The following is a 25101-nucleotide window of genomic DNA, read 5'->3' on the forward strand; positions in this document are numbered from 1 at the left end:
TCGTGTCGCCGGGGCGACACGGCCGCCCCGTTATTTGCTAGCATCGCCGCATTTTGCTGATTTCCGGGCTGCCGGCCGCCCCGCCCTCGTGCGGCATTGGCCGGCCGCTCTTGCCCGCCGCATGGCAACCGAACAGGAACTATCCGATTTTCTCGCCAGCGCCGAACGCCGCGCCTTCAAGCACGCGGTATTCGCGGTACGGGACGAACAGGCCGCCCTGGACATCGTCCAGGACGCCATGATCAAGCTGGCCGAAAAATACGGCGACCGCGGCCCCGCCGAGTTGCCGCCGCTGTTCCAGCGCATCCTGCAGAACACCATCCACGACTGGTTTCGCCGCCAGAAGGTGCGCAATACCTGGGTCACGCTGTTCTCGAACCTGCGCGACGAGCGCGATGGCGAGGACGCCGACCTGCTGGAGGCGCTGGAGAGCGAGCCGGGATCGCAGGCCGCCGAGAGCAGCGCCGACCGGTTCGAGCGCGTGCAGACCATGCGCATCATCGAGGAAGAAGTCCAGCGCCTGCCCACCCGTCAACGCGAGGCCTTCCTGCTGCGTTACTGGGAGGATATGGACGTCGCGGAAACGGCCGCTGCCATGGGATGTTCCGAAGGCAGCGTCAAGACCCACTGTTCGCGCGCCACGCATGCCCTGGCGCAGGCGCTGCGCGCCCGGGGACTCCGACTATGAACAGCAGAAACGCATCCGAGATCGAGCAACGCCGCCTGGCCCGGCAGATCACCGCCATGCTGGACGCTTCCGCCAACCAGGTGCCGGACGATATCGCCGCGCGCCTGGCCGCCGCACGGCGCGTGGCGCTGTCGCGCCGCCGCGTGGAAGCGCCTCAAACATCACCTCGACTGGCAACGGCCGGACCGCCGCTGCACGGCGGCGCGCACCGGTCGATGCGGCCGCTCGGCGATTGGGTGCGCCGGCTCGGCCTGGTATGGACGGTGGTCGCGCTGGCCGGCGGACTGGCCGGCATCTACCAATGGCAGCAGCAGCAACGGATCGAGGAACTGGCCGATGTCGACGCCGCGATGCTGCTCGACGAACTGCCTCCGGCCGCCTACGCGGACGAGGGCTTCCATGTCTTTCTCAAGCATGGCGAGTAAGCGCGCGCGCGTCGGCGCGCACCGTGATCTCGCGCTGTGGCTGGGCGCCGGCCTGAGCGCCGCCGCGCTGTGGTGCCTGACGCCGCCGGCCGCGCATGCGCGCGATGCGGTCGAACCGGCCGCCAGGGCGTCGAGCCCGGCCGCCAACCCCGCGGTCCGTGCGGCGCGCCCGACCTGGTCCGAACTGACGTCGGCGCAGCAGCGCGTGCTGGCGCCGCTGGCCGGCCAGTGGAACACGCTGACCGAGGTCCACCGCCGCAAGTGGCTTCGCATCGCCGCCCGCTTCCAGGAACTGTCGCCGGCCGAGCAGCAGCGGCTGCATGCGCGCATGACCGAGTGGGCGCAGATGACGCCGGAGCAGCGCCGGCTGGCGCGCGAGAACTTCCAGATCCATCGCACCGTGCCGGTCGAGCGCAAGACCGAGGCCTGGGACCGCTACCAGCAGCTGCCCGAAGAACAGAAACGTCAGCTCGCCGAGGCCGCCAAGGTGCCGCCGCGCCCGGGCGCGGTCAGCGCGCTGCCATCCAGCCGCAAGCCGCCGATCTCGACGACGACGCCCGTACGGCCGGTACCGCACGCGACGGGCGGCGCTTCCGCGCCCGCCGCGGCGGCGAGCGCCCCAGCCGTGCTGTCGGCCTCCGCCGCGCTCGTGCCGGGCGCCACCCCGGCCAGCGGCGCCGTTGCGGCGAGCCCCGGTGCCGGCATCCCGCTCGACGCCGCCAGCGCGACGGCCGCCTCGACACCGGTCGCCGAGACCGCGCCGGCCGCCAGCACCGACACCTTCTCTCGCGGCAACTGATCTGCGGAAGCTGATTCGCGGCAACGGATCGGCGCCGCCGTCGCCCGCGGCCGCCCGAAGCCGCCCGAAGCCGCCCGAAGCCGCGCTGCCCTCTCCCGCTCCCCGCTCTCCCGTACCAACCGCCACGCCGCCGCGCGATGCGGCCCATGGCGACGCCTTTGGCATAATGCCGCTGCCCATCACGCCAGCGCGGCCTTTGTCCGCGCCTCGCCCCGACTCCGTCCATGCCAGTCCATGTCCGCCAAGACCGCCACTGACGCCGCCGCACCGCGCCCCGAGCCGACCGCCCCCGCGCAGGCACCCGAGCAGGTCCCCATGCACGCGCCCCCGATCCGCCGCCGCGTCGCATGCATGCTGTACGAAGGCGTGCTGCTGTTCGGCGTGCTCAGCGCCTCCACCGCGCTCTATCTGCTGGCCCGGCCGCTGCTGCGGGAACTGCGTATCGACACGCCGCTGGCCATGCAGCTGTGGAGCTTCCTGGTGATGGGCCTCTATTTCACCTGGTTCTGGCAACGCACCGGCCAGACGCTGCCGATGCAGACCTGGCGCATCCGCGTCGAAGGCGCCGACGGCAGGCCGCCGCGCTGGCCGCGCGCGGCGCTGCGCTATCTGCTGGCATGGCTGTGGCTGCCGCCGTCGGCGGCGGTGGGCCATGCGCTGGGCCTCGTCAAGGGACCGTTCGTCGGCGTGCTGGCGTGCGGCCTCGGCGTGTGGATATTGGTAGCCTTTCTGGGTCGGCGCCGCCAGTTCCTGCACGATCGGCTGGCCGGCACGCGGCTGGTCGACCTGCGGCCGCCGCGCCAGCCATGAAGCTGACCGCCACCGCGGTGCGCCGCATCGCCGTGGCGATGCAGCTCGGCGGTGCCTGCGGCGTCGCGCTGGCGCTGGTCCGACTGGCCGACTGGAACTGGCCCGCGGCGCTGGCCGGCGGCATCGTCACCGTGCTGGTGTTGTTCGGGCTGTCGGTCGCGATGGCCTTCGCGATCTCGGTGGGCGGCACCGGCGCATCGGCTACCAACGCGTTCCGCGCCGGCATGCCGACGCTGCCGCCCGCGCTGCAGGCGCATCGCGCCGCCGCGCGGCTCGGACCCCGGCAGGCGCTGCTCTGCTATCTGCGCGAATGCGTCGCGGTGTTCCGCATGTTCAACTGGCTGCAACCGTTCCGCCATCGGCGGCCGCTGATGCCGGCCCGGCAGGACGCCGACGCATCCCGCCCACCGGTGCTGCTGGTGCACGGCTACGGCTGCAACCGCGCGGTCTGGCTCGACCTGCAGCCGGCGCTGGCGGCGGCCGGCTATCGCTGCGAGGCGATCGACCTCGAGCCGATGCTGGCCGATATCGAGGACTACGGCGACGCGCTGCTCACCGCGATCGAAGCGCTGAACCGCTCCACCGGCCACGCCCCGCTGCTGCTGTGCCACAGCATGGGCGGACTGGCCGCGCGCGCGGCGCTGGCCCGTGCCCGCCGCGAGCCACGGCCCGCCGCCTGCGCGGGCATCGTCACGCTGGGCACGCCGCACCACGGCTGCACGCTGGCCAGCATCGGCAGCGGCGCCAATGCGCGCCAGATGCGCTGCGGCAACCACTGGCTGCAGGCGCTGGCGCGCAGCGAAAGCCCGCGCGACCGCGCCGCGATGGTGTCGATCTTCAGCTGGCACGATTCGATCGCCGGCCCGGCCGAAACCAGCTGGCTCGACGGCGCCCACAACGTGGCGCTGGCCGGCATCGGCCATGTCTCGCTGCTGCGCGACGCACGCGCCGTCGACGCGGTGCTGGCAGCGCTGGACCGTCTCGCGCACGCCCCTGCCGCGGCCGCTTCCTGATCCCCGGCTGATCGAACGCTGGCCCGCGGCATCGCCGCGCCTGCAGGTCGCCCACCGTCTTTACGGTTGGTCACATGTCATTCATGTTTCCGTCACGGCGCCGTCATCGATGGCTGGCTCAATGCAGTCATCGCCGTCACCGGGGCCGCCATGGTCAGTCCACTCCGTTCCGCCCGGGCACATCTGGCCCGCGCCGCGCAGCGACTGCGCGGACGCTCCGACCCGATGCTGCCGCTGGCCGCCATTCCCGGCATGCCAGCCGCCTTCATGCCGCCCGGCCTGGACCGTGCGCCGACCACCGCCTTCCCCGCCGACACCGGCCGCCCGGACCAGCACGACCGGCGCGACCCGGTCCCCGCCGCAGCCCCCTCTCCCGAGCCGCCCGAAGTCGAGCGCTACCGCGCGATCTGGCTGTCCGATATCCATCTGGGCACGCCGGGCTGCCAGGCCGACTACCTGCTCGATTTCCTCAAGCACAACGAGTCCGACACGCTGTACCTGGTCGGCGACATCATCGACGGCTGGCAGCTGCGGCGCGGCTGGTACTGGCCGCAGAGCCACAACGACGTCGTGCAGAAGCTGCTGCGCAAGGCGCGCAAGGGCACCGAGGTCATCTATGTCCCGGGCAACCATGACGAGGTCGCGCGCCAGTTCGATGGCCTGGCCTTCGGCGACGTGGTGGTGCGCGAGGAAGCGGTGCACGTGACCGCCACCGGCCGGCGCCTGTGGGTCGTCCATGGCGACCTGTTCGACGGCGTCGTGCAGCACGCGCGCTGGCTCGCGTACCTGGGCGACACGCTGTACACGCTGATCCTCGCGCTGAACCGGCATTTCAACCGCATCCGCGCGCGGCTGGGCTTTCCCTACTGGTCGCTGTCGCAGTACCTGAAGCACCAGGTCAAGAACGCGGTCAACTACATCAGCTCGTTCGAACACGCCATGGTCGAGGAAGCGCGCCGGCGCGGCTGCGATGGCGTGGTCTGCGGCCATATCCACAAGGCCGAGATCCGCGAGGTCGACGGCCAGCTCTACTGCAACGATGGCGACTGGGTCGAGAGCCTGTCGGCGCTGGTCGAGACCGTCGAGGGCGAGCTGAAGATCGTCTACTGGACCACGCTGCGCGACCCCGCACCGGCGGTCGCGCGCCGCACGCGCAAGAGCGCGGCGACGGCGTAGCGCCGCGCCGCATTCCGACCGACCGCTGCCGGGCAACCGATACCGCGGCTTTCGCCGCAAGGACACACCATGAAAATCCTGATCGTCACCGATGCCTGGGAACCGCAGGTCAACGGCGTGGTTCGCACGCTGAAGTCGACCCGCCGCGAACTGCAGGCGATGGGCCATACCGTGGAACTGCTGACGCCGCTCGAATTCCGCACGGTGCCCTGCCCGACCTACCCCGAGATCCGCCTGTCGCTGCTGCCCGGCGCCGCGGTGCGCCGGCGCATCCGCGAGTTCGCCCCGGACGCGCTGCATATCGCCACCGAAGGCCCGCTCGGCCTGGCGGCACGCCGTCACGCGGTGCGCCAGAAGCTGCCGTTCACCACCGCCTACCACACCCGCTTTCCCGAATACGTGCAGGCGCGCTTCGGCATTCCGCTGGCCTGGACCTATCGCTTCCTGCGCTGGTTCCACGGTCCGGCCCAGGCAGTGATGGCGCCGACCCCGGTGGTGCTGCAGGACCTGCACCGCTTCGGCATCGAGCATGCGGTGCTGTGGACGCGCGGCGTCGATCTCGACGTGTTCGTGCCGCAGCCGGTCAACGTGCTGAACACCGCCCACCCGATCTTCCTCTACGTCGGCCGCGTCGCCGTCGAGAAGAATGTCGAGGCCTTCCTGTCGCTCGATCTGCCCGGATCGAAATGGGTGGTCGGCGACGGCCCGGCGCTGCCCGCGCTGCGGGCCCGCTATCCGAACGCGAACTACCTGGGCGTGCTGAGCCAGCCCGAACTCGCCAAGGTGTATGCTTCGGCCGATGTCTTCGTGTTCCCGAGCCGCACCGACACCTTTGGCCTGGTGCTGCTCGAAGCGCTGGCCAGCGGTCTGCCGGTGGCGGCCTATCCGGTCACCGGCCCGATCGATGTGCTGGGCGACAGCGACGCCGGCGTGATGCACGAGGATTTGCGCGAGGCCTGCCTCGAAGCGCTGCGCATCGACCGCGCCACCGCGCGCGCGCACGCCGAACGCTTCTCGTGGCGCGCCGCGTCCGAACAGTTCCTCGCGCATCTGCGACCGCTGCACGGCATGCCGAACGGCCAGGCCGCGCGCCCCCGACAAGATCATGGCGAAACCCCCTCTTCCCTCCGACAACTCCGTGCCGAAGCCGACCTTGCCCCGCGAGAACGGCGACTACACGATTGAAGACAACCCCCACAAGGGCAACCGCGGCATCGCCCGCGCCTGGCGGGCCGCGGTCAACTCGCTGTCCGGCCTGCGCTATGCGGTGCTCGAGGAGAGCGCGTTCCGGCAGGAGCTGACGCTGGTCGCGGTGCTGACGCCGCTGGCCTTCCTGCTGCCGGTGACCGTGGTCGAACGGATCCTGCTGCTCGGCACGCTGCTGCTGGTGCTGATCGTCGAGCTGCTGAACTCCAGCGTCGAGGCCGCGGTCGACCGCATCTCGCTGGAGCGGCACGGCCTGTCCAAGCGGGCCAAGGACTTCGGCAGCGCGGCGGTGATGCTGGCGCTGGTGCTGTGCGGCGGCACCTGGCTGGCGATCGCCGCCCCGCACGTGGTGGGCTGGCTGCGCGCGCTGATCGGCTGAGCGGGGACCGCGGCGGCGGAGCGCCGCAGGGGCGCATGCGATGCCATTGCATATAATCGCAGTCCGTCCATTCGCAGTGCGCCGGTCCGTCTGTTTGCGGCCCGCGGCTGCCTAGCTTGCCCGGCCTCATGGAATCCAAACCCCAGACCGGTCCCCGCCGCACGCGGGACCGCATCCTCGATGTCTCGCTGCGCCTGTTCAACGAGGTCGGCGAGCCCAACGTGACCACCACCACCATCGCCGAGGCGATGGAGATCAGCCCCGGCAACCTGTACTACCACTTCCGCAACAAGGACGACATCATCACGTCGATCTTCGCGCGCTTCGAGCAGGAAATGGAGCGCCGGCTGAAGCTGCCCGACGACCACAAGCCGACGCTCGGCGAAAGCTGGGGCTATCTGCAGTACATGTCCGAGTTCCTGTGGAACTATCGCTTCCTGTACCGGGACATCAACGATCTGCTGGCCCGCAACCGGATGCTGGAGACCAACTTCAAGCGGATCGTCGAGCAGAAGAAGCGCTTCGCGCAGGAGATCTGCCGCCAGTTCCTCGACGACGGCGAGATGGAGGCGACGCCCGACCAGGTCGAAGCGATCTGCACCAATATCGTGGTGGTCGCGACCTACTGGCTGTCGTTCCAGTTCGTGCAGCATCCGCGCCAGTACAACGATCCGGAACAGATCCGCGGCTATCTGCACAGCGCCAGCTATCACATCTTCTCGATCCTCGCGCCCTATCTGCGCGGCAATGCGCGCCAGGCCTTCGATCAGCTGGCGCGCGAGTTCGCCGCCGAGAAGGCACAGGCGGCGACCCCGTCGGGATCGACTCCCCCATCCAAACCCAGACAGGAAGGAAAGCAGTGAAATCGGTTTGCGTCTATTGCGGTTCGAGCCCCGGCAACCGCCCGGAATACGCGCAGGCCGCGCGTGCGATGGGCCGCGCGCTGGCCGACAAGGGCCTGGCGCTGGTCTACGGCGGCGGCAAGGTCGGCCTGATGGGCATGGTCGCAGATGCGGTGCTCGAGCATGGCGGCACCGCGATCGGCATTATTCCCGAGGCGCTGATGCACAAGGAGATCGGCCACGCCGGCCTGACCGAGCTGCACGTCGTGCGCAACATGCACGAACGCAAGCAGATGATGGCCGACCGCGCCGACGCTTTCGTCGCGATGCCCGGCGGCATCGGCACCTACGAGGAACTGTTCGAGACCTTCACCTGGCTGCAGCTGGGCTATCACGCCAAGCCGGTCGGCGTGCTCAATGTCGCCGGCTTCTATGACGGCATGATCGGCTTCCTGCGCCATGCAGTCGGCGAAGGCTTCCTGAAGCCCGAACACGCCGGCCTGCTGCGCGTGGCCGACACGCCGGACGGCATCCTCTCGTCGCTGGCCAACGTGCCGCAGCTGCGCGTCGACAAGTGGCAGCAGGCCCGCGACAAGACCTGATCGGATTCAGAAGGACGAGCCCGGCTGGCGCAGGAAGGCGACTTCCTCGTCGGTACTGGGCCGGCCCAGTACCGCATTGCGATGCGGGAAGCGGCCGAAGCGTTCGATCACCACGCGGTGGCGCTCGGCCCATTCGACGACGTCGACGCGCCCCGCGGTGTCCTCGCGCAGCGCCGCCATCAGGTTGACCGCCGCGTGCTGCGCGTCCAGCGCCTCGGCATGCTCGAACGGCATATAGCAGAACATCCGGTGATACGGCGTCGGCAGGCAGCGGTCGTCGCCGCGCTCGACCATCTGCCGGGCCAGCGCCAGCGCCTGCGCATCGGTGGCAAAGCTGCGCGGATCGCCGCGGAACATGTTGCGCGGGAACTGATCGAGCAGCACGATGCGCGCGCAGACCGTCTCCGGCGCGAGCTCGACGGTGGTCTCGACGAACGCGGACCATCCATCGGTGCCCGCATGCGCGGCCTCCCATGCCGGCAGGAATTCTTCACGCACGCGCGCATCGAACGCTTCGCTGCGCGTGAACCACATCGCCCGTTCGCGATCCCAGTCGGGCGAGTCCGGCGTGCCGAACCAGAAGGCCAGGATGCGCGCGGCGAGGTTGTTGTGATTGGTCTGGTCCATCGTTTGTAATTTCCTTCCCGAATCGAATCCCGCGATGAAGGACTCCCTCTCCCCCTCAGGGGGAGAGGGCTGGGGAGAGGGAGTTGGGTTCAATCGGCAGTGGTATGGCCGCCGCCGCTTGCCCTCTCCCCCGCCCCCTCTCCCGCAAGCGGGAGAGGGGAGTAAACAGTCTGCAACTCAGGTCGGCAACTCAGGCCCGCAACTCAGGCCCGCAACTCAGGCCCGCAACTCAGACCGGCGACTCAGCGCGCCACGTTCCGCATCCAGTCGGCCGTCTGGAACAGCGCCTGCAGCAGCCGCATCTGCAGGTCCTCGGACAGGCCGACGTCGTGCATCGCCATCGCCATGCAGCGCATCCACTGGTCGCGCTCGCTGATGCCGATCTCGAACGGCAGATGGCGCGCGCGCAGCCGCGGATGGCCGAAGCGCTCGATGAAATGGTTGGGCCCGCCCAGCCAGCCGCACAGGAACCAGAACAGCTTGTCGCGCGAGCCGTCCATCGACGGCGGATGCAGCGCGCGCAGGCCGGCGAACTGCGGCTCCAGGTCCATCAGGTCGTAGAAGCGGTCGACCAGCTCGCGCACGCGCGCCTCGCCGCCGATCAGCTCGTAGGCGGTGGGCTGCGCCGCCTGTTCGGTGGCGCGGTCGGTGGCGCTGTCGGTGACCTTGTCATTGGCCTGCTGCTCGGCAGCGGTGTCGGCATTCTGCCGGGATACGTCGGACATGGCGGTTTGAATCAATGGAATCGGCTTGCCGGCTCAGGCCTCGCGCAGCGTCGCGAGCGCCGGCTGGCGCAGCACGTCGCGCAGGCCCAGCCAGCCGCCGGCAAAAGCGCACAGCATGCCAGAAACCACGCCGACCGGCACGATCCACGGATTGAGCACATAGGAGAAGTCGAACACGAAGCGCGACAACGCCCAGCCGACCGCGATCGCGCCGATGCTGGCCAGCAGCCCGGCCAGGCCGCCGACGACCAGGAATTCGGCGTACTGCGTCTGCTTGATGGTCGCCGCCGACGCGCCCAGCGCCTTCAGCAATCCCGCGTCGCGGCGGCGCTCGTCGCGCGCGCCCGCCAGCGCGGCATACAGCACGGTCACGCCGGCCGCCAGCGTGAAGGCGAACAGGAACTGCACCGCGGCGATGACCTGGTCGAGCACGCCCTGCACCTGCCGCAGGATCAGCTCGGTATTGACGATCGTGATGTTCGGAAAGCGCGCGCTCAGCGCATTGTCCAGCGAGGCCTGCTCGGGCTTCAGGTGGAAGGCGGTGATATAGGTCTCCGGCAGTCCCTGCATCATCGACGGCGGCAGGATCACGAAGAAATTGACGCGCATCGAGCTCCAGTCCAGCTTGCGCAGCGAGGTCACCGGCGCCTCGATCTGCTGGCCCGCCACGTCGAAGCGCAGGGTATCGCCCAGCTTCACCCCCAGCGTCTTGGCGATGCCCTCCTCCATCGACGCCTCGGGCCGCTTGCCGTCGAACCAGCGGCCGGCCACCACGCGGTTGCCCTCGGGCAGCGCATCGGTATAGGACAGGTTGAACTCGCGCTCGACCAGATTGCGCGCGCGGCCCTCCTCGAAGCGCGCGGCCTGCACCGGCTCGCCGCCGATATGGGTCAGCCTGCCGCGCACCATCGGATAGAGCAGATCGTCGATGCCGTCGCGCGCCAGCATCTGGCGCAGCGGCTCGCGCTGGTCCGGCTGGATATTGATGATGAAGCGGTTCGGCGCGTCGGCCGGGGTGGCGTTGCGCCACGAGTCGATCAGGTCGTTGCGCGTCATGCCCAGCAGCAGCAGCGCCATCAGCCCGACGGCCAGCGCGACCGTCTGCAGCACCGTGACCGCGCGGCGGCGCTCCAGCACCGCCAGCGCAAAGCGCCAGCCGACCGCGCGGCCGGCCGATTTGCCGCCGACCATGCGGCCGCGCACCAGCCGCGCCAGCAGGGTCAACAGGCCCAGCGCCAGCAGCGCGAACACCACGCCGGCGCCGGCGAAGCCGCCCGCGGTCAGCAGCCCGAGCTTCAGGTCGCGCGCCGCCACCAGCAGCAGCGAGATGAAGGCGCCCAGCCCCAGCGCATAGGCGATCCACACCGAAATCGGCGGCATGCCGACGTCGCGGCGCAGCACCCGCAGCGGCGCGACCCGCGTCAGCGCCAGCAGCGGCGGCAAGGCAAAGCCGACCAGCAGCACCAGTCCGGACAGCAGGCCGATCACCGCCGGCAGCGCGGACGGCTGCGGCAGCGACACGGTCAGCAGGTCGCCGAGCGACAGCAGCAGCCCGTAGTGGCCGAGATAGCCGAGCACGACGCCCAGCGCGGCGCCGACCACGCCGACCAGCAGGAATTCGAGTCCGAACGCCAGCAGGATCTCGCGGCGCGACAGCCCCAGGCACTTGTAGATCGCGCAGGCGTCGGTATGGCGCTGCATATAGCGGCGCGCCGACATCGCGATCGCGACCGCGGCGATCATCGACGACAGCACCGCGACCAGCGACAGGAAGCGCTCGGCGCGATCCAGCGTGGCGCGCATCTGCGGCTGGCCCGAGTCCAGCGACTCGACGCGGGTATTGCGCAGCCCGCGCCGCTCGATCTCGGCCTGCGCCCATTGGCGATAGGCGACGCCCGCCGCCTCGGGACCGGCGACCAGCAGCCGGTAGCTGACGCGGCTGCCCCAGCCGATCAGGCCGGTCGCCTCCAGGTCGGACAGCGGCAGCATCACGCGCGGCGCGAAGTTCATGAAGCCGCCGCCGCGGTCCAGCTCCTGCGTGATGATCCGCTCGATGCGAAAGCCGCGGCTGCCCAGCCGCAGCGTGTCGCCGATCTGCACGCCGAGCGCGCCGAGCAGCGCCTCGTCGACCCATACCGTGCCGGGCGCCGGGATGCCGCCGGCCGGCTGCCCCGGCGCGCCGGGCGCGGTGGCCGTCTTCAGCGTGCCGCGCAGCGGATAGCCGGGGCTGACGGCCTTCAGCGCGGCGAGCTGGCTGGCCGGCGCGTCGTCGTCGGCGGGCGCGGTACCGGCCTGGCCGGCGTTCGGGTTGTCCGCCCGCTCGGCAGTCTCGCCGCCGTTCGGCCTGTCTGCCGGGCGGGCGACGGTCGCCATGCTCGGAAAGGTCACCGTCTGCGCGACGGACAGGCCCTGCGCCGCCGCCTGCGCCGCGAAGGCCGCATCGAACGGCTGGTCCGCCACCAGCAGCACGTCGGCGCCGATCAGCTGGCGGGCATCGCGCTCCAGCCCCTGCCGCATCCGGTCGGACAGGAAGCCGACGCTGGCCAGCGCCGCGACCGCCAGCACCAGCGCGAACAGCAGCAGCGTCAGCTCGCCGGCGCGCCAGTCCCGCCGCGCCATCCGCCACGCCTGCCCCCACGGCGAGAAACGCGCCCCGGCATGGGGAACGGCGACGGGGCGCACCAGCGCAGGAGCAGTGGAATCCGCGGCGGAATCGGTCGGCATGATGTCGTGGTCAGGGGTATTCGTGTTGGGGGCAGCGGACGCTGCCGATCCCGGTCAGTACGTGGCGGGCGGCCCGCCCTTGCGGGTCAGCGTGCCGTGCAGCTTGCGCACGCCGCGCCACAGCTTGGGCAGCAACCACAGCGCGAGCAGCAGGCTGATCGCCAGCAGCACGAAGAACAGCACCGGCAGGAAGAACGCCAGCAACAGGCTGCCGGTGGCCGTCACGTCCTCGGTGAATGAGGCCGCCCAATTCGAAAAGGGTTCCGGCGACACATTGATCAGCGCTCGGGTGCCGGCCTTGGCGGCATGCGCGGTACCGGCCAGCGTGCCGCCGATCAGGCCGGCGACCACCATCCACTGCGGATCGAGATTGCCGAACGCGGCCGCCGCCAGGATCGCCCCGGCGGGAATGCGCACGAAGGTATGGATGCCGTCCCAGACCGAATCGAAGCCCGGGACCTTGTCGGCGACGAATTCGGCCAGCGCCAGCACGGCGGCCACGCCGATGACCCAGTTGGACGCGAGCGGCTGCAGCCCGGCCGGCAGATCGAGCCAGCCCATGCGGGCCAGCAGGCCGGCGGCCAGCACGGCCAGGTAGAGACGAAAGCCGCTGGCCCAGGACATGCCGGCGGCCAGCGCGGCGGTTTCCAGCATCGGGACGCCCTCGCAGAGTCGCGGCCGGCGGCGCCGGCCATGGGCGCAGTGTAATACGGGTGTCGTTCCGGGCTGCCCGAAGGTCCGCGGTCTTGCCCCGGCCTTGCCCCGGCCTTGCCCCGGTCTTGCCCCGGTCTTGCCCTGGTCTCGCCCTACTCGCGCCCGTCGACCCCGTACCAGGGCAGCACCTGCTCCGGGGCCAGCAGCCCGCGCTGCTCGACCAGCGCATAGCCGGGCAGCGCGGTGATGCGGGCGGCGATCGCCGGGTCGGCCAGCAGCGCCAGCAACGCATGGACCCACGGCGCGAACTGGTCGGCCTTGCGCAGCGCCAGATAGTAGACCTCGCGCGTCAGCGGCACGAAGGCCAGGCCGTGCGCCTCGGCATTGACGCGCAGGCCGAAGCCGACCTCGGCGCGGCCGGCATGCACCGCCTCGGCAACCTTCTCGTTGCTGAACTCGGGCTCGTCATAGCCGACCACCTGGTCGGCATACAGTCCGTGCGCCGCCAGCAGCTGGTCGAACAGCAGCCGCGTGCCCGAGCTGCGCTGCCGGTTGACGAAGCGCGCCTGCGTGCGGACCAGATCGCGCAGCTCGCGGATTTCGCGCGCGCGCGACGGCGCGACGATCAGCCCCTGCTCGCGCGAGGCCACCGGAATCAATCGCACCGCGGACGGGCGCAGCCATTTGCGCAGCGTCACGTGCGCGACCGAGCCCGCGGTCTGGATCGGCGCGACATAGAAGCCCGCCAGTTCGGCCTGCCGCTCGTGCAGGCAGATCAGGCCCTCGACGCTGCCGCAGAACACGGTATCGAGCTGCAGCCCTTCCGGCTGCTCGTTCAGGGCTCCCGCCAGCACCTCCATCGCCGGGTCGTGGCTGCCGGAGAAATGGATGCGCGTCTGCGGCCGGGCGGCGTCGTCCAGCTCCGCGGCGAACTCGGCCAGCGCCTTGCGCACCGCCGGATCGACCGCCTCGCGCAGCTTGCCCTCGGCGCGCAGCAGACGCTCGCCGAACCGGGTCAGCGAGGCGCCGCGGCCGCGCTCCATATCGAGCATGCTGCGCCCGAGCAGCGCTTCCCAGTCCCGCATCACGCCCCAGGCATGCCGGTACGACAGTCCGACCTTGGCGGCGGCGCGATGCAGCGAGCCGGTCTCGCGCACCGCCTGCAGCAGCAGGAACACCTTGCCGTTGGCACGGGGGTTGTCGTCCGCCGATACCACCGGAAACAGTTCGAATTGGAATGTCATATGTTCCGCTGTTCTTATTTACTTTGTTCTTGGAGTGCCGAGACAATCATGGCGCCCGCACAAGCTTGCGCAGATTAGCGGAAGCTTCGGATGTCGCGCATTGTCACCGAAGCCGATGGGCGCGCGCAATTATGTTCAGACAAACATAACTAGAGGAATTCCACATGCCATTTCCCACTCCGGGTCGCCCCTCCCGCGGGCTGTCGCGACGGCTCGCCGCCGCCCTGCTGTCGGCCGCCTCGCTGCTCGGCGCCGGCGCGGCCTTCGCCGGCGAACTGAAGCTGGCGACCACCACCAGCACCGAAAACTCCGGCCTGCTCAAGACCCTGCTGCCGCGCTTCGAGCGGGACAGCGGCGTCACCGTCAAGGTGATCGCGGTCGGATCGGGCAAGGCGATGAAGATGGGCGAGATGGGCGATGTCGACGTGCTGCTGGTGCACGCGCGCAAGATGGAGGACGCCTTCGTCGCGGCGGGGCACGGCATCGACCGGCGCGACGTGATGTACAACGACTTCATCGTGGTCGGTCCGTCGGCGGACCCGGCCAAGATCGCGGGCAGCAAGGACGTGATCGCAAGCTTCCGCAAGATCGCCGCCAGCGGCGTCAAGTTCATCTCGCGCGGCGACAACTCGGGCACCGACGTGATGGAGAAGTCGTACTGGAAAGAGGCCGGCATCGAGCCGAAGGGCCAGGCCTGGTACGTCAACGCGGGGCTCGGCATGGGCGAGGTGCTGACGATGGCCGCGCAGATGCCCGGCTACACGCTGTCCGACCGCGCCACCTATGGCGCCTATCGGGCGAAGACCGGGCTGGCCATCGCGGTGCAGGGCGATCCGAAGATGTTCAACCCCTACGGCATCATCGCGGTGAATCCTGCCCGGCATCCCGGCATCAACTACACCGATGCGCGCAAGCTGATCGAGTGGATCACGTCGAAGGCGGGGCAGGACGCCATCGCCGGCTACAAGGTCGACGGCGAGCAGCTGTTCTTCCCCAGCTACAAGGAAAAGGCGGGCTCCTGACCTGCGGTCGGAAGCCACGGCAATCGCAGCCGCAGCAGCCGCAGCGGCCGCGCCCGTCCGACTCAGGACTCGGCCGCGATCTCCAGCCGCGGCAGCAGCGGCAGATCGGCCGCCACCTCGGCGATCATCCGGCGCAGCCACAGCACGTCCGGCGCCGCGTGGCAGCGCTCATGCCATAGCTGGTAGAAGCGCATCCGCGGGAACGACACCGGCGCCGGCACCATGCGGATCGGCAGGTACTGCGCATAGTGCGCGGCGAACTGCCGGCCGGTGGTGAACACCATGTCGGTCTTCATCAGCACATAGGGCACCAGCCCGAAATACGGCAGCGTGACCTGGATGCGGCGCTTGTAGCCCTGCTCCGCCAGCGCCTGGTCGATCATGCTTCGCTGCATCGACGCATACGGCGCCGGCGCCAGATGCGGCATCTCCAGGTAGTGCTTCAGCGACAGTCCCTTCTTCGCCAGCGGATGCTGGGCGCCGAGCATGCAGACCACCTCGTCCTCGAACAGCGGCGAGATATGCAGATGCTCGGGCGGCGACAGCCAGTTGCCGACCACGATGTCCAGCTTGCCCTGCTCGAGCTCCTCCAGGAAGTCCGTGGCGCTGGTCAGCGGATGGACGAACAGCTTCGCGCCCGGCGCCAGCCGGCGCACCCGCTCGACGATATTGGGCAGGAAGAACGCGTCCAGATAGTCGGGCGCGCCCAGATGGAAGGTCCGGTCCGTGGTACCCGGATCGAACTGTTGCGGGGGGCGCGCGATGCGGTCCATCGCGGCCAGGCTCTGCTCGGCCAGTTCGAGCAGTTCGCGGCCGCGCTCGGTCGGCACCATGCCGCTCTTGCCGCGCACCAGAATCGCGTCGCCGGTGATCTCGCGCAGCCGCTTCAGCGTATTGCTGATCGCCGGCTGTGATTGCCCCATCCGCACCGCGGTGCGCGTGACGCTCTGCTCGGTCAGCAGGGTGTGCAAAACCCGAAGCAGATAGGTGTCCAGATGGTCGCGTCCGTGCATGGTGAATTCGTCCGGCCTGATAAGCCTGCGGGCCGGTGGCGTGGGGATAAGGATCGGCGCATAGTGTATGCCAGTCACCCTGGCAGCGGTCAATTCGGCGCAAACCCGCGGAATGCCCCCGGTTTTGGTGCGCCACGGCACATTCGCGGCATGCGCCTCCGGTGCCGCGGGTGACCGGGGCGTCATGATGGGGCATATCACTTGGGCCGAATATTGCTACTCGGCGCCAGTGCTATGTTTGTCCCCATCGCAAGGAGATAAAACGACCATGGAGACACAACCCATCCGCTTCTACCATCGCGGCCAGGTTCAGCAGGTCACCGATGCCCCGATTACCCGCACCGTGCTGCAATACCTGCGCGAAGACGCGCGCTGCACCGGCACCAAGGAAGGCTGCGCCGAGGGCGACTGCGGCGCCTGCACCGTGGTCATCGGCGAACTGCAGCAGGATGGCGAACTGAGCTTCAAGGCCGTCAACTCCTGCATCCAGTTCCTGCCCACGCTGGACGGCAAGGCGCTGATCACGGTCGAGGACCTGCGCCAGGCCGACGGTTCGCTGCATCCGGTGCAGGAAGCGATGGTCGAATGCCACGGCTCGCAATGCGGCTTCTGCACGCCGGGCTTCGTGATGTCGCTGTGGGCGCTGTACCAGCAGCACCAGCCGGGCGGCCCCGCGCCGGACCGCCAGACGATCTGCGACGCGCTGACCGGCAATCTGTGCCGCTGCACCGGCTACCGGCCGATCATCGAGGCGGGCCAGCGGATGATGTCGCTGCCCGCGCCGCACGCGAGCCGGCTCGAGCCGAAGGCGATCGCCAGCGCGCTGCGCACGCTGACGCGCGAGGACACCTTCCACTATCGCGATCCGTCCGGCGCCTTCTTTCATGCGCCGCGCACCGCGTCGGCCTTCGCCGCGCTGAAGGCGGCCGAGCCGTCGGCACGCATCCTTGCCGGCAGCACCGACGTGGGGCTGTGGGTCACCAAGCAGTTCCGCGAACTGGGCAACCTGCTCTATGTGGGCCAGGTCGAGGACCTGCAGCAGGTCGTCGAACACGACGGCGTCATCGAGATCGGCGCGGCCGTCTCGCTGGAGCGCGCCTACGCCGCGCTGAACAACGCTCACCCCGAACTCGAAGAGCTGTGGAAGCGCTTCGCCTCGCTGCCGATCCGCAACGCCGGCACACTCGGCGGCAATATCGCCAACGGCTCGCCGATCGGCGACTCGATGCCGGCGCTGATCGCGCTGGGCGCCGAGGTCGTGCTGCAGCATCGCGACACGCGCCGCGCGCTGCCGCTCGAGGACCTGTACCTGGCCTACCAGAAGACCGCGATGGCCGAGGGCGAATTCGTCGCGGCGCTGCGCGTGCCGGTGGCCGGGCCCCAGCACTTCCGTACCTACAAGCTGTCCAAACGGTTTGACGAGGATATCTCCGCGGTCTGCGCCGCCTTCGGCATCACCGTCGCCAACGGCGTGGTGAGCGAGGCCCGCATCGCCTTCGGCGGCATGGCCGCCACGCCCAAGCGCGCGGCCCAGGCCGAGGCCGCGCTGCTCGGCCAGCGCTGGGACGAAGCCACCGTCAAGGCGGCGATGGCCGCGCTGTCGCAGGACTACACGCCGCTGACCGATATGCGCGCCACCGCCGAATACCGCGCCCGCGGCGCCGCCAATCTGCTGTACCGCTTCTGGCTGGAGACGCGCGACGATGCGCTGCCGGCCGCGGCCGTCAACGTACGGGCGATCGGCGCGGGCAGCGTGCCGAACACCGTGGTCACCGCTTAAGACAAGGAGCGATCGGCATGAACAAGCAAACCGAAGCCTTCCTGCTCGACACCGGTGTCGCCAACGGCGGTGCGCCCGTGGCGGCGGACTTCAGCAGCGGCGACCTCGCCGCGCATATTGCCGCCGAGGCGCCGCCGCAGATCGGCGTGTCTCGTCCGCACGAATCCGCGCATCTGCACGTGGCCGGCACGGCCACCTATACCGACGACATCCCCGAACTCGCCGGCACGCTGCACGCCGCGCTCGGCATCAGCGCCCGTGCCCATGCCCGCATCCGCGCGATCGCGCTGGACAAGGTGCGCGCCGCGCCCGGCGTCGTCGCGGTGCTGACCGCGAAGGACATCCCCGGCGTCAACGACTGCGGCCCGATCATCCACGACGACCCGATCCTGGCGAGCGACACCGTGCAGTTCGTCGGCCAGCCGATCTTCATCGTGGTGGCCTCCTCGCACGATGCCGCGCGCCGCGCCGCACGCCTGGCCGCGATCGACTACGAGGACCTGCCGCCGATCCTGTCGCCGCAGGCGGCGCACGAGGCCGGCAGCTACGTGCTGCCGCCGATGCATCTGGAACGCGGCCAGCCGCGCCAGCAGCTAGGCACCGCCGCGCATCGGGACAAGGGCCATATCCGGCTCGGCGGCCAGGAGCAGTTCTATCTGGAAGGCCAGATTGCCTATGCCGCGCCGAAGGAAAACGACGGCATGCACGTCTGGTGTTCGACCCAGCATCCGACCGAGATGCAGCACGCGGTCGCCCATGTGCTGGGCTGGCAGGTGCACCAGGTGCTGGTCGAATGCCGCCGCATGGGCGGCGGCTTTGGCGGCAAGGAATCGCAGTCGGCGCTGTTCGCCTGCTGCGCGGCGCTGGCCGCGTGGAAGTTGATGTGCCCGGTCAAGCTGCGTCCGGACCGCGACGACGACATGATGATCACCGGCAAGCGCCACGACTTCGTGTTCGACTACGAAGTCGGCCACGACGCGCAGGGCCGCATCGACGCGGTCGCGGTCGAGATGGTGTCGCGTGCCGGCTTCTCCGCCGACCTGTCGGGCCCGGTGATGACGCGCGCGATCTGCCATTTCGACAATGCCTACTGGCTGCCGCACGTGCAGATCGACGGCTACTGCGGCAAGACCAATACGCAGAGCAACACCGCGTTCCGCGGCTTCGGCGGCCCGCAGGGCGCCTTCGCGATCGAGTACATCCTCGACAATATCGCGCGCACCGTCGGCCGCGACGCGCTCGACGTGCGCCGCGACAACCTGTACGGCAAGACCGAGCGGAACGTGACGCCCTACGGCCAGACCGTCGAGGACAACGTCATCCACGAGCTGCTCGACCAGCTCGAGGCCAGCAGCGACTACCGCGCGCGCCGCGAGGCGACGCGCGCGTTCAACGCCGGAAGCCCGGTGCTGAAGAAGGGCATCGCGATCACGCCGGTCAAGTTCGGCATCTCGTTCAACGTCGCGCACTTCAACCAGGCCGGCGCGCTGGTGCACGTCTACAACGACGGTTCGGTGCTGGTCAATCACGGCGGCACCGAGATGGGCCAGGGGCTGAACACCAAGGTGGCGATGGTGGTCGCGCACGAACTCGGCATCCGGCTCGAACGCGTGCGCGTGACCGCCACCGACACCAGCAAGGTGGCCAACACCTCGGCGACCGCGGCCTCGACCGGCACCGACCTGAACGGCAAGGCCGCGCAGGACGCGGCGCGCCAGATCCGCGAGCGGCTGGCCGCCTTCGCCGCGCGCCAGGCCGGCGTCGATCCGTCGACGGTGCGCTTCGGCGACGACCTGGTGGTCGCGGGCGAGCTGCGCCTGCGCTTCGACGAGCTGGCGCGCCAGGCCTACGTCGCCCGCGTGCAGCTGTGGTCCGACGGCTTCTACGCCACGCCCAAGCTGCATTGGGACCAGAGCAAGCTGCAGGGCCGGCCGTTCTACTACTACGCCTACGGCGCGGCCTGCTCCGAAGTGCTGGTCGACACGCTGACCGGCGAATTCCGGCTGCTGCGCGCGGACGTGCTGCACGACGTGGGCCGCTCGCTGAATCCGGCGATCGATATCGGCCAGGTCGAGGGCGGCTTCATCCAGGGCATGGGCTGGCTGACCACCGAGGAGCTGTGGTGGAACAAGGACGGCAAGCTGATGACGCATGCGCCGTCGACCTACAAGATCCCGACCGTCAACGACTGCCCGGAAGTGTTCAACGTGAGGCTGTTCGAGAACCGCAACGCCGAGGACAGCATCCACCGCTCGAAGGCAGTCGGCGAGCCGCCGCTGCTGCTGCCGTTCTCGGTGTTCTTCGCGATCCGCGATGCCATCGCCAGCCTGGGCGGCTATCGGATCAATCCGCCGCTCGATGCGCCGGCGACCAGCGAGGCGATCCTGAACGCGGCCGATGCCGTGCGTCAGGCCGCCGCAGCGTGAGCGCCGGCTCGCCAGATCGATCGGACGCGATCATGCAGGACGCCCCGCTCAAGCCCTTCCGCTTTGCCGATGCCGCCGCGCTGGTGCGCGCCGGCGTGCCGGCGGCGATGGTCACCATCGTCGAGGTCAAGGGCTCCGCGCCGCGCGAGCCCGGCATCCGCATGCTGGTGACCGGCGACGATCTGATCGGCACGATCGGCGGCGGCCATCTCGAATGGCGCGGCATGGCGATCGCGCGCGAGATGCTCGACGCCGCCGCGCACGGAGCGCCTTCGTCGCTGGCGCCCGATGCCACGCGCCGCGTCGTGCGGATTCCGCTCGGCCCCGCGCTGGGCCAGTGCTGCGGCGGCGTGGTGCAGCTCGCCTTCGAGCGGCTGGGTCCGGCCGATCTCGAATGGCTGGACGCGGTCGAGGCCGCCTTCGCCGCGCGCCGCACCGTGACGCGGACGGTGCCGGCCAGCGGGCCGGTCCGCCATGCGCTCGACCGCACGCCGCTGCCGACACTGCCCGCCGTCACGCTGCACGACGACGGCAGCTGGACCGACCTGCTGGCCCCGGACGAGATGCACGTGGTGCTGTTCGGCGCCGGCCATGTCGGCCATGCGCTCGTCAAGGTGCTCGGCACGCTGCCGTGCAGCGTCCACTGGGTCGACGAGCGCGACACGCTGTTCCCGGCCGGCCTGCCCGGCAACGTGGTGGCCGAGGCCACCGACACGGCCGAGGCGGTGGTCGACGAGGCGCCGCCCGGCAGCTACTTCCTGGTGATGACGCACAGCCACGCGCTGGACCAGGCGCTGTGCGAACGGATCCTGCGGCGCACCGACTTCGCGTACTTCGGGCTGATCGGCTCGAAGACCAAGCGCGCCCGCTTTGAGCACCGGATGGTCGAGCATGGCATCGACCCCGCCAGCTTCGTACGGATGACCTGCCCGATCGGCGTCGCGGGCATCACCGACAAGGCTCCGGCTATGATTGCAGTTGCCATCGTCGCCCAGCTGCTGCAAGTGCGCGATCAGCGCCTGGCCGCGCTGCGCGCCGACGCACCGGCAGCGCAGCGGGACGGCGGGCAACCGGGCGGCAGCGAAAGCCCCGCCCACCGGTAACCGCGCCGGCCGTCTGTTCGAACACGGACAGCATGCCGGCATCGAAAAAAAGGATTCCCCATGACGCTCGACGCCGCGCTCGCGGACCGCATCCGCCGCACTCCCAAGGCCGAACTGCATGTGCACATCGAAGGGACGCTCGAGCCCGAGCTGATCTTCCGGCTCGCGCAGCGCAACCAGGTCAAGCTGCCTTACCCCAGCGTCGAGGCGCTGCGCGCCGCCTATGCGTTCACCGACCTGCAGTCGTTCCTCGACATCTACTATGCCGGCGCCAGCGTGCTGCTGACCGAGGAAGACTTCTTCGACATGACGATGGCGTACGTCGAGCGCGCGGTCGCCGACAACGTGCGCCACGCGGAAATCTTCTTCGATCCGCAGACGCATACCGCGCGCGGCGTCGACATCGAGGTCGTGATCGACGGCATCGCCGACGCGCTGGCCCAGGCCCGTACGCAGTACGACTTCTCCAGCAGCATGATCCTCTGCTTCCTGCGGCACCTGTCGGAGGAAGACGCGTTCGCCACGCTCGAAGCGGCGCTGCCCTACCGCGACCGCTTCATCGGCGTTGGCCTCGATTCGTCGGAACGCGGCAATCCGCCGGAGAAGTTCGCGCGGGTATTCGCCCGCGCGAAAGAGCTGGGCCTGCATCGCGTCGCCCATGCCGGCGAGGAAGGCCCGGCCGACTATGTCCGCGACGCGCTCGACATCCTGCAGGTCGAGCGGATCGACCACGGCGTGCGTGCGATCGACGACCCCGCGCTGGTCGAGCGTCTCGCGCGCGAACGCATCGCGCTGACGGTCTGCCCGCTGTCGAACCAGAAGCTCAAGGTCTATCCGGACCTGCGCGACCACTCGCTGAAGACGCTGCTGGACGCCGGCGTCGCGGTGACGATCCATTCGGACGACCCGGCCTATTTCGGCGGCTACATGAACGCGAACTGGGAAGCGACCTTCGACGCGCTGCCGCTCGACGCCGCCGACGCGCACCGGCTCGCCCGCAACAGCTTCGAGGCGAGCTTCCTGCGGCCGGCCCTGAAGGCCGAATACCTGACCGAAGTGGACCGCTTCTGGCAATCGGCCAGTCCCCCGGAGCCGGCGCGCGCGGCGACGGCTTGATGCCGTTGCGGCGCTGACCGGCGCAACATCGGCCGGCGCCTCGCGCCGGCCTTTCCCAACCCCACGACCATGAACCAGACCACCAGCTCCCCTTCCCCGAACGGTACCCTGCGCGCCATCCGCGGCCGCGTGCTGCATTTCCTGCGCGATCCGCAATTCCATGATGACGCGTATCAGTATTGGGAAGACGGTGTGCTGCTGGTCGCGGACGGCCGCATCGTGGCCGGGGGCCCCTACGCCGAGCTGGCACCGTCGATCGCGCCGGGCACCGAGGTGATCGACCATCGCGGCAAGCTGATCGTGCCGGGCTTTATCGATACGCACGTGCACTACCCGCAGACCGACATGATCGCGTCGCCGTCGCCGGGCCTGCTGCACTGGCTTGACACCTATACCTTCCCCGAGGAGCGCCGCTTCGCCGAGCCCGAGTACGCGGCCGGCGTGGCCAGCTTCTTCGCCGACGAGCTGCTGCGCAACGGCACCACCAGCGCGCTGGTCTGGAGCACCGTGCATGCGGCCTCGGCCGACGCGCTGTTCGCCGAGAGCCATCGCCGCAATCTGCGGCTGGCGACCGGCAAGGTGCTGATGGACCGCCACTGTCCTGACTTCCTGCGCGACACCGCCGAGTCCGGCGCGCGCGAATCGGCAGACCTGCTGTCGCGCTGGCACCGCAAGGGCCGCCTGTCGTACGCGATCACGCCGCGCTTCGCGCCGACCTCGACCGAGGCGCAGCTGGCCGCCTGCGGCGAGCTGGCGCGCGCCTACCCCGATGCGCTGATCCAGACCCACGTGGCCGAGAACCGCGACGAGGTCAAATGGGTCGCCGAGCTGTTCCCGCAGGCGCGCAGCTATCTGGACGTCTACGACCAATACGGCCTGCTGCGTCCGGGCGCCTTCTACGGCCATGCGATCCACCTGGACCACGACGATCGCCGCCGGCTGGCCGACACCGGCGCGGCGGTCGCCCACTGCCCGACCTCGAACCTGTTCCTCGGCAGCGGCCTCTACGACTTCCACCAGTCGGACTCGCATCGGCTCAATCTGACGCTGGCCACCGACGTCGGCGGCGGCACCTCGTTCTCGATGCTGCGCACGATGAACGCCGCGCACAAGGTCGCGCGGATGGGCGGCTACCACCTGACCGCGCTGCGGATGTTCTACCTGGCCACGCGCGCGCCGGCCGACGCGCTCGGCTGGGACGACCGCGTCGGCAGCTTCGCGCCGGGCAACGAGGCCGACTTCATCGTGCTGGACCCGGAGGCCACGCCGCTGCTGGCCCGCCGCAGCGCGCGCTCGGAAACGCTCGAGGAGCAGCTGTTCGCGTTCGCAATGCTGGGTGACGATCGGGTGATCGACAGCGTCTACGTGATGGGCGAGCGGGCGGAAACCGCTGCGGCATAGCGCGTACGGCAGCCATTCTGAAGACACTGGGTCCCCGCCTTCGCGGGGACGACGCGGGTTCCCACATGCGCCTGTCGTCCCCGCGCATGCGGGGACCCAGCGGCTTTCGCCTTGGCTTGACCCCGATCAAGGCCGTCGTCATCGATCTGCATTACGCTGGCCCGCGCCATTCGACAATGCCGATCCCGATATGACCACACCTGTTGCACCCGCCGATGCCGTTCCATCCGGCGCTCCACCCGAACCGCTGTCGCCCCACGCTCCGCTGCCACCCCGCAAGGTCATCCGCAGCTGGCTGATTCCGCTGTCCGAGCGCAGCACGCCGCGCGCACTGCTGCTGTTCGCGCTCGACGCGGCGCTGTTTGTCGCGGCCCTCGCCGCGCTCGTGATGGCATCGCACTGGCTCGCCAAGCTGGCGCTCGGCGTGCTGGCCGGCGTGCTGATCGCGCGCCTGTTCATCCTCGGCCACGATGCCTGCCACCAGAGCCTGACGCCGCGCCGCGGCCTGAACAAATGGCTGGGCCGGATCGCCTTCCTGCCGTCACTGACCCCGTACAGCCTGTGGGAGGTCGGCCACAACGTCGTCCATCACGGCTACACCAACCTGAAGGGCTTCGATTTCGTCTGGGCCCCGTATTCGATGCAGGAGTACGCGGCGCTGCCCTGGTGGCGGCGCGCGCTGGAGCGGCTGTATCGCAACGGCCTGGGCGCCGGGCTGTATTACCTGATCGAGATCTGGTGGCTGAAGCTGTTCTTCCCCAGCCGGCGGCAGATGGCGACACGCCGCCGGATCTTCCTCGCCGACTGCCTGCTGGTGGCCGCCTTCGCGGCGCTGTGGATCGGCACGCTGGTCTGGCTGGCCATGGCGACGCAGCAGTCGGTCGCGCTGCTGCTGGCCGCCGGTTTCGCCGTGCCCTTCCTGGTCTGGAACGCGACGGTGGGCTTCGTGTTGTATGTCCACCATACCCATGAAAGCGTGGCCTGGTACCACAGCAAGGCGATGTGGGCGCGCGCGCAGCCCTTCGTGTCGACCACGGTCCATCTGCGCTTTCGCCATGGCGTCGGCACGCTGCTTCACCACATCATGGAACACACCGCCCACCACGTCGACATGAGCGTGCCCCTGTACCGGCTCAAGCGCGCGCAGGCGCTGCTGGAGCAGGCGCTGCCCGGCCGCATCGTGGTGCAGAACTTCTCGTGGCGCTGGTATTTCGATACCGCGCGCCGCTGCAAGCTGTACGACTTCCACGCGCTGTGCTGGACCGATTTCCGCGGCCGCCGCACCACCGCGCCGTCGCCGGTGCCGGCGTAGCGAGCGCGGTCCGA

23 protein-coding genes are annotated in these 25101 nt (G+C 69.7%); 17 read left to right on the forward strand and 6 right to left on the reverse strand.

Annotated elements, in window-relative coordinates; translation table 11 throughout:
• Window positions 1–121 precede the first annotated feature (121 nt).
• The 10 genes from LRR16_RS19125 to LRR16_RS19170 all read left to right on the forward strand — a co-directional run bounded on the left by LRR16_RS19125 (window position 122) and on the right by LRR16_RS19170 (window position 7940).
• Window positions 122–688: an RNA polymerase sigma factor gene (locus LRR16_RS19125; protein ID WP_006577025.1), complete on the forward strand. Its 567-nt coding sequence runs from the start codon at window positions 122–124 to the stop codon at window positions 686–688.
• Window positions 685–1113 (forward strand): DUF3619 family protein, encoded by a 429-nt coding sequence (locus LRR16_RS19130; RefSeq protein ID WP_006577024.1) that lies wholly within the window; start codon window positions 685–687, stop codon window positions 1111–1113. Before LRR16_RS19125 ends, LRR16_RS19130 begins: the two co-directional genes overlap by 4 nt.
• Window positions 1088–1912 (forward strand): DUF3106 domain-containing protein, encoded by an 825-nt coding sequence (locus LRR16_RS19135; RefSeq protein WP_232206817.1) that lies wholly within the window; start codon window positions 1088–1090, stop codon window positions 1910–1912. Before LRR16_RS19130 ends, LRR16_RS19135 begins: the two co-directional genes overlap by 26 nt.
• A 234-nt stretch (window positions 1913–2146) precedes the next feature.
• Complete coding sequence (locus tag LRR16_RS19140; protein ID WP_370646855.1) at window positions 2147–2722, forward strand: RDD family protein; 576 nt, start codon at window positions 2147–2149, stop codon at window positions 2720–2722.
• Window positions 2719–3735 (forward strand): triacylglycerol lipase, encoded by a 1017-nt coding sequence (locus LRR16_RS19145; protein ID WP_232206818.1) that lies wholly within the window; start codon window positions 2719–2721, stop codon window positions 3733–3735. Before LRR16_RS19140 ends, LRR16_RS19145 begins: the two co-directional genes overlap by 4 nt.
• Before the next feature lie 150 nt (window positions 3736–3885).
• Window positions 3886–4911, forward strand: coding sequence for a UDP-2,3-diacylglucosamine diphosphatase (locus tag LRR16_RS19150; RefSeq protein WP_232206819.1), 1026 nt, complete (start codon window positions 3886–3888; stop codon window positions 4909–4911).
• Between the two features lie 69 nt (window positions 4912–4980).
• Window positions 4981–6096 (forward strand): glycosyltransferase family 1 protein, encoded by a 1116-nt coding sequence (locus tag LRR16_RS19155; protein WP_006577680.1) that lies wholly within the window; start codon window positions 4981–4983, stop codon window positions 6094–6096.
• Window positions 6017–6496, forward strand: coding sequence for a diacylglycerol kinase (locus LRR16_RS19160; RefSeq protein ID WP_149319401.1), 480 nt, complete (start codon window positions 6017–6019; stop codon window positions 6494–6496). Before LRR16_RS19155 ends, LRR16_RS19160 begins: the two co-directional genes overlap by 80 nt.
• A 128-nt stretch (window positions 6497–6624) precedes the next feature.
• Window positions 6625–7359 carry a TetR/AcrR family transcriptional regulator gene (locus tag LRR16_RS19165; RefSeq protein ID WP_006577682.1) on the forward strand — a complete coding sequence of 245 codons (735 nt, stop codon included), beginning with the start codon at window positions 6625–6627 and terminating at the stop codon, window positions 7357–7359.
• Window positions 7356–7940 carry a TIGR00730 family Rossman fold protein gene (locus LRR16_RS19170; RefSeq protein ID WP_006577683.1) on the forward strand — a complete coding sequence of 195 codons (585 nt, stop codon included), beginning with the start codon at window positions 7356–7358 and terminating at the stop codon, window positions 7938–7940. The genes LRR16_RS19165 and LRR16_RS19170 overlap by 4 nt, the downstream gene beginning before the upstream one ends.
• Before the next feature lie 6 nt (window positions 7941–7946).
• Here LRR16_RS19170 and LRR16_RS19175 read toward each other — a convergent pair whose 3' ends face one another.
• From LRR16_RS19175 to LRR16_RS19195, 5 genes are all read right to left on the reverse strand, one after another.
• Complete coding sequence (locus LRR16_RS19175) at window positions 7947–8567, reverse strand: DUF924 family protein (protein ID WP_232206820.1); 621 nt, start codon at window positions 8565–8567, stop codon at window positions 7947–7949.
• Window positions 8568–8809: 242 nt separating this feature from the next.
• On the reverse strand, window positions 8810–9292 hold the full coding sequence (locus tag LRR16_RS19180; protein WP_232206821.1) for a group II truncated hemoglobin: 483 nt from the start codon (window positions 9290–9292) through the stop codon (window positions 8810–8812).
• 33 nt (window positions 9293–9325) lie between these two features.
• Window positions 9326–12016 carry an ABC transporter permease gene (locus LRR16_RS19185; RefSeq protein WP_232206822.1) on the reverse strand — a complete coding sequence of 897 codons (2691 nt, stop codon included), beginning with the start codon at window positions 12014–12016 and terminating at the stop codon, window positions 9326–9328.
• A gap of 54 nt (window positions 12017–12070) precedes the next feature.
• Window positions 12071–12670 carry a DUF4126 domain-containing protein gene (locus LRR16_RS19190; RefSeq protein ID WP_053821415.1) on the reverse strand — a complete coding sequence of 200 codons (600 nt, stop codon included), beginning with the start codon at window positions 12668–12670 and terminating at the stop codon, window positions 12071–12073.
• Window positions 12671–12822: 152 nt separating this feature from the next.
• Window positions 12823–13914 (reverse strand): substrate-binding domain-containing protein, encoded by a 1092-nt coding sequence (locus LRR16_RS19195; protein ID WP_023263840.1) that lies wholly within the window; start codon window positions 13912–13914, stop codon window positions 12823–12825.
• Between the two features lie 164 nt (window positions 13915–14078).
• Here LRR16_RS19195 and LRR16_RS19200 point away from each other — a divergent pair, with 164 nt between their 5' ends.
• Window positions 14079–14936, forward strand: a complete 858-nt coding sequence (locus tag LRR16_RS19200) for a substrate-binding domain-containing protein (protein ID WP_064573079.1) — start codon at window positions 14079–14081, stop codon at window positions 14934–14936.
• Between the two features lie 62 nt (window positions 14937–14998).
• On the opposite strand, the gene LRR16_RS19205 is transcribed toward LRR16_RS19200, so the two are convergent.
• A complete protein-coding gene (locus tag LRR16_RS19205) occupies window positions 14999–15949 on the reverse strand; it encodes a LysR substrate-binding domain-containing protein (protein WP_064573078.1) in 951 nt (316 codons plus the stop codon).
• A 268-nt stretch (window positions 15950–16217) separates the two neighbouring features.
• On the opposite strand from LRR16_RS19205, the gene xdhA reads away from it, so the two are divergent.
• The 6 genes from xdhA to LRR16_RS19235 all read left to right on the forward strand — a co-directional run bounded on the left by xdhA (window position 16218) and on the right by LRR16_RS19235 (window position 25087).
• Complete coding sequence (xdhA, locus tag LRR16_RS19210) at window positions 16218–17729, forward strand: xanthine dehydrogenase small subunit (protein ID WP_232206823.1); 1512 nt, start codon at window positions 16218–16220, stop codon at window positions 17727–17729.
• 17 nt (window positions 17730–17746) lie between these two features.
• The gene (xdhB, locus tag LRR16_RS19215; protein WP_232206824.1) at window positions 17747–20155 is read left to right on the forward strand and encodes a xanthine dehydrogenase molybdopterin binding subunit; all 2409 of its coding nucleotides are present in this window, start codon (window positions 17747–17749) and stop codon (window positions 20153–20155) included.
• Window positions 20156–20187: 32 nt separating this feature from the next.
• On the forward strand, window positions 20188–21258 hold the full coding sequence (xdhC, locus tag LRR16_RS19220; RefSeq protein ID WP_232206825.1) for a xanthine dehydrogenase accessory protein XdhC: 1071 nt from the start codon (window positions 20188–20190) through the stop codon (window positions 21256–21258).
• Between the two features lie 60 nt (window positions 21259–21318).
• Complete coding sequence (locus LRR16_RS19225) at window positions 21319–22374, forward strand: adenosine deaminase (protein ID WP_023263723.1); 1056 nt, start codon at window positions 21319–21321, stop codon at window positions 22372–22374.
• Between the two features lie 69 nt (window positions 22375–22443).
• Window positions 22444–23775, forward strand: a complete 1332-nt coding sequence (gene guaD / locus LRR16_RS19230; protein WP_232206826.1) for a guanine deaminase — start codon at window positions 22444–22446, stop codon at window positions 23773–23775.
• 190 nt (window positions 23776–23965) lie between these two features.
• Window positions 23966–25087 (forward strand): fatty acid desaturase, encoded by a 1122-nt coding sequence (locus LRR16_RS19235; RefSeq protein WP_232206827.1) that lies wholly within the window; start codon window positions 23966–23968, stop codon window positions 25085–25087.
• The last annotated feature ends 14 nt before the right edge of the window (window positions 25088–25101 follow it).

The organism is Cupriavidus sp. UGS-1 (assembly GCF_021213615.1).
Lineage (GTDB): Bacteria > Pseudomonadota > Gammaproteobacteria > Burkholderiales > Burkholderiaceae > Cupriavidus.